Source organism: Marinobacter vinifirmus, assembly GCF_002258215.1.
GTDB lineage: Bacteria > Pseudomonadota > Gammaproteobacteria > Pseudomonadales > Oleiphilaceae > Marinobacter > Marinobacter vinifirmus.
On record NZ_NEFY01000047.1, the window covers coordinates 1 to 3,387 of the forward strand.

Below are 3,387 nucleotides of genomic sequence, written 5' to 3' on the forward strand. Positions count from 1 at the left end.
CCCCACAACTGGACGCCGGCTACACCTGACAAGGTGTGATGGGCGGACGCTTACGCTAAGCATGCGCGGCTGCGGAATGGAGGCGAAGCCGCAATGAAGTATACGTCGCCGTGACTTGCATTGTTAGGCCGGAATGATGGAGTAAGACCGATGATCTTGGGCCATCTGAATAACTTCAAGATCATTACGGTAGAAAAGCTCCTTCTCTTCGGCGGATAGTTCGCAGCGAATGCCAGCATAGACTCGAGTTGGAAAAACAATCTTCTCGAGTTTGACAAAATGAAGCCCAGATTCGCGAATAATCTCTTCAGCTTCTAAGTCCACCAGAATTCGATATTCTTGCTCGTAAGACCATCCATCGTATTTTCGGAGAGTGGCTTTCACCAGATTATCTCGCCAGTCTTCATCTCTCTGGGCAAGGTTAATCGGTTCCTCTCCATACTCAATTCTGTTTAAAAGATGCGCTGGAATATCAAACTCCCAACAGATACCTCTGTGGTTATCTGCATAGTGCGCCCATTGAACAGGATCATGTAGGTTTTTTGAGAAACACAAAAATCCAGATTTTACAGTAAAGTGTTCTTTGAATTTTTCAATGTCGTCTCTGGAAGCCCCGTCGAAATTGAGGAAGAGTTCATATGGGTCATTCATGCTATCCAAGGTAGCAACTTTAAGCCGGAACCTCTCTAGGTTGCTTATTGCATGTTGCTTCTGCATGAAATGAAAAACTCTCACTTAACCTCCCTCATTGAATGCCTAACGCTGATGGTAACCGGCGCCGGAGCGCAGCGGAGGGAACCAAAAGCGGTACGCTTTTGGCGTCCGGTTGACCGCCTGGTTACATGGTGATTCGGTAGTATCGGCCATACTCTCCATCCTTAGTACCATTGTGCGTGGCCTGCCATCCCAATTTTTGAGCTACTCTCTGGCTAGCCAGATTGCCATCCGCGATGAAAACCTGAACGGTATCTAATCCGATCTCGGAGGATAGCCTTTCAACTGCCAACTCGCATGCCTTGGTAGCTATGCCGTTGCCCCAAAACTCTGATCTGATGAAATAGCCGAAATCCGGAACACCATCTATCTGTTTAATGCCGCAGAACCCGATGAACTCGTCAGTATCAGCGTTGGCAATAGCGAAGCGGGTCGGGTTAGTAAGCGCACTCTCAAACCACGAATTTGCCTCATCTTCAGCCAGGGCGCGACGAGGCCCAAGAAACCTCATTACCTTAGGATCTCCAAGCATGGCAATGACAGCCTCTTTATCTTGGTGACGAAGGTTCCTCAATTTCACCGAAATCATAGGTCTGGCTTCACCATGTAACGCCTGCCGTAACCGGCGCATTTGTAGTGAGCAACGCGAACGAAAAATGCGTCCGTGTTGACGGCCTTGTTAGCTGCCCACGCGACCACCATAGGTGTGCACCAGCTTTTGTAGCTCTTCAATGGAAAGAACCTGCTTATTCCGATGGAGCATCGAATGACAGTTGGGGCAAACTGGCCGCAAATCTTCTTCAGGGTTAATTTCATACTCTTCCCGAATTTCAGCCAAAGGCTTCAAGTGATGAACGTGTATGTACCCCTTGCCAAGTTGCCCATAGAACAACTCGAAGTGGAAATTACATACAGCACAATTCAGCCCCCATTTTTTGATGCAGCGGTCCCTAGCCTCTGGGCTTCGCTCATAAGCATTCACACGAATTTTCTTAGCGGCCCCCTCCCTAACTACAGTATCTTCTGGGAGTTCATCGGCATAAGGAATCCCCACGCCTCCGGTTCTTTCTAACCACAGCTCTTCAAGATTTGAAGCCGCTTCCTCCGGTATTGTTTTACCAGAGCCCTGAGAGTCCCAAACCTTTGGATCGAATGCCTCCAGTTCCGAACGATCGATTTTTATTTCTGATAAGGGATCATATAGCCGGTCAAAATTCACCATTACATATAGCGATCTTTTACCCGCTTTTCTTTTTTCCTCGTTGAAGTGTGGCTCTTCAAATGGTCCTTCCACTACATGACCAGAGCCAAATATCCCCTTATAGCCCTTACCTTGCTTGGTAAGAAAGACTCTCGAACCCAGAGGAATTTTCTTTGTGCGACCGCAACTCCAACGCTGAACGACTTCCCCAGACGCGTGCGCCTCTAAACGCTCTTGGAGCTTTTCATAACCCCATTCATCCGGTTTCCATGTGAGTAGAAATGTGCTCATGTGGTCCTTTTCAGCTAACGCCAGCCAGCATGCGCGGCTACGGAATGGAGGCGAAGCCGCAATGTAGTATGCGTCGCCGTGACTGGCCTTGTTAGCACCTAGCGCTCCCCGGCCCATTTCCCGTTAACATTGATAATCTTGCACGGATATTCAGCTTCATGTCTTTTGTTATTTTTTTGACAATCTATCAGAGAGTTCTCTATCGCGTGCTTTATTGAGGTTCTATTTGACTTCCAAGACCAGGCACCAACATCTGATTGAGCAAAAGCTTTGTGTTGGGTTGCATTGACATATTCCTCCCGGTACGACTTCAAGGCCTGATTCGTCATGATCGAGGCCTCTCCAACAGCTTCGTGCTCAAAAGTGGGCTCAACGGTTCCGCCTGCACTTGTTGCTGCAGGAACGGGTTGCTGATGGGCCGCACATCCAGCTAGTAAAGCAATAAATACAAGGAAGATTCCCAATCTCAATTTTGACTCCTTCTTCGATGCTAACGCCTGCAGCATGCGCGCCCTTGAAATAGAGCCGAAGGCGCAATGTAAAGGGCGTCGCCGTGCCTGCATTGGTTAGCACTTGTTGACGCCAATGTATATGCTGATAATATACTTTTATGATCAACTGGGCACAAGTTACTGGCTTTGACTGGGACGAAGGCAACTCCCGCAAGAACGCGGAGAAACACGGCGTAAACCAGTCCGAAGCGGAAGAAATTTTCTTTAACGAGCCGCTTCTGGTGCTGGATGACTCCAAGCATAGCCAGACTGAGGCCCGTTTTCATGCCCTTGGTGTAACGGATGATGAGAGACTACTCCACATTACGTTCACACTAAGGCAGAACGGTACGCTGATCAGAGTGATTTCCGCTCGCGACATGCACCGTAAAGAGAGGGCTGTTTATGAGCAAGCTAAAAAAGATGCCTGAATTTAAAACTGAAGCAGAAGAGCGGGAGTTCTGGGAAACCCACGATTCCACAGATTACCTGGATTGGAGTCAGGCCAAGCCGGCATCGTTCCCGAAGCTGAAACCCTCAACCAAGACGATCTCACTCCGGTTGCCGGAAACCTTGCTTGATCGGATCAAAATCGAAGCCAACAAGCGGGACATGCCCTATCAATCACTAATCAAGGCTTGGCTTGCGGACGACGTGAACGACAGCCGTCGGACATGAGGTGCTAACGCC

At 48.8% G+C, this 3,387-nt stretch carries 6 protein-coding genes; 2 read left to right on the top strand and 4 right to left on the bottom strand.

Annotated elements, in window-relative coordinates; translation table 11 throughout:
* Nucleotides 1–123: 123 nt before the first annotated feature.
* The 4 genes from B9Q17_RS17870 to B9Q17_RS17885 form a co-directional block, all read right to left on the bottom strand.
* A complete protein-coding gene (locus tag B9Q17_RS17870; protein ID WP_094626208.1) occupies nucleotides 124–717 on the bottom strand; it encodes a DUF2971 domain-containing protein in 594 nt (197 codons plus the stop codon).
* 121 nt (nucleotides 718–838) lie between these two features.
* Nucleotides 839–1,303 carry a GNAT family N-acetyltransferase gene (locus tag B9Q17_RS17875; RefSeq protein WP_094626209.1) on the bottom strand — a complete coding sequence of 155 codons (465 nt, stop codon included), beginning with the start codon at nucleotides 1,301–1,303 and terminating at the stop codon, nucleotides 839–841.
* 90 nt (nucleotides 1,304–1,393) lie between these two features.
* Entirely contained in the window at nucleotides 1,394–2,206 is an 813-nt protein-coding gene (locus B9Q17_RS17880) for an HNH endonuclease (RefSeq protein ID WP_094626211.1), read from the bottom strand.
* A 98-nt stretch (nucleotides 2,207–2,304) separates the two neighbouring features.
* Nucleotides 2,305–2,769, bottom strand: a complete 465-nt coding sequence (locus B9Q17_RS17885) for a hypothetical protein (RefSeq protein WP_154707680.1) — start codon at nucleotides 2,767–2,769, stop codon at nucleotides 2,305–2,307.
* A gap of 47 nt (nucleotides 2,770–2,816) precedes the next feature.
* Here B9Q17_RS17885 and B9Q17_RS17890 point away from each other — a divergent pair, with 47 nt between their 5' ends.
* Together B9Q17_RS17890 and B9Q17_RS17895 are read left to right on the top strand one after the other, a co-directional pair.
* On the top strand, nucleotides 2,817–3,128 hold the full coding sequence (locus B9Q17_RS17890) for a BrnT family toxin (protein ID WP_027830483.1): 312 nt from the start codon (nucleotides 2,817–2,819) through the stop codon (nucleotides 3,126–3,128).
* Nucleotides 3,121–3,375: a BrnA antitoxin family protein gene (locus B9Q17_RS17895; protein WP_227513253.1), complete on the top strand. Its 255-nt coding sequence runs from the start codon at nucleotides 3,121–3,123 to the stop codon at nucleotides 3,373–3,375. Before B9Q17_RS17890 ends, B9Q17_RS17895 begins: the two co-directional genes overlap by 8 nt.
* The last annotated feature ends 12 nt before the right edge of the window (nucleotides 3,376–3,387 follow it).

Coding starts and splice junctions, on each gene's coding strand:
- B9Q17_RS17885 (WP_154707680.1), bottom strand. CDS start 2,769: ATGCAGGCACGGCGACGCCCTTTACATTGCGCCTTCGGCTCTATTTCA.
- B9Q17_RS17870 (WP_094626208.1), bottom strand. CDS start 717: ATGCAGAAGCAACATGCAATAAGCAACCTAGAGAGGTTCCGGCTTAAA.
- B9Q17_RS17880 (WP_094626211.1), bottom strand. CDS start 2,206: ATGAGCACATTTCTACTCACATGGAAACCGGATGAATGGGGTTATGAA.
- B9Q17_RS17875 (WP_094626209.1), bottom strand. CDS start 1,303: ATGATTTCGGTGAAATTGAGGAACCTTCGTCACCAAGATAAAGAGGCT.
- B9Q17_RS17895 (WP_227513253.1), top strand. CDS start 3,121: ATGCCTGAATTTAAAACTGAAGCAGAAGAGCGGGAGTTCTGGGAAACC.
- B9Q17_RS17890 (WP_027830483.1), top strand. CDS start 2,817: ATGATCAACTGGGCACAAGTTACTGGCTTTGACTGGGACGAAGGCAAC.